The sequence below is a fragment of the Motilimonas cestriensis genome (assembly GCF_021295315.1).
In the GTDB taxonomy this organism is placed as follows: domain Bacteria; phylum Pseudomonadota; class Gammaproteobacteria; order Enterobacterales; family CBDFNC01; genus Motilimonas; species Motilimonas cestriensis.
Genome location: NZ_JAIMJA010000088.1, coordinates 1 through 528, shown reverse-complemented (window position 1 = coordinate 528; position 528 = coordinate 1). Strand labels below are relative to the sequence as shown.

At 42.8% G+C, this 528-nt stretch carries 1 pseudogene; it reads right to left on the bottom strand.

Annotated features, from left to right (window positions below):
• Positions 1-304 precede the first annotated feature (304 nt).
• Positions 305-528, bottom strand: a pseudogene (locus tag K6Y31_RS22125) (IS4 family transposase); the annotation flags it as partial.

Sequence of the window (528 nt, the reverse complement as noted above, 5' to 3'; positions counted from 1 at the left end):
TTAAGAAAAATAGCCTGTTTTATGGGTTCCAAATGCATTACCTATTGTCTTCGAAGCGCTTAGGATTGATTGCAGGGCCCCGCTTTTTAGTCAAACCTGGCTGTTGGAGTTATTCTACAGTCTCGTTGAGGCTGTAGAATTACTCTATTTTAACAAAAACAAGCGTGATTTAAGGGTTGTAAATGCATTCGCAAGGTCGTTTTAAGGGCTTAGAATGCGATACACAGAGACTCAAAAAATCACTAAATTTTATTCGAAGAGAAATTCTACAGGCTCGTTAGCTGTTTAGTTCTGAAGGATCCCCTCATAAATCCCCCAGCGCACAGCCATATTTTCTCAGCTGTTGGGCAAAAATAATGCCCGCAGCTAGTAGTTCTTGCGTACTGACCTCGTAATCAGGTCGCCTCATAACCTCTAGTCCTAACCTGACGGTAGACAGTACATTCCGGGTTCGTATTGTATTGGCTTGAAAGTGTCTATCCCAGCCTTGCCCTTGAGCATGCAACCCCGTCAGCCAAAACATAAATT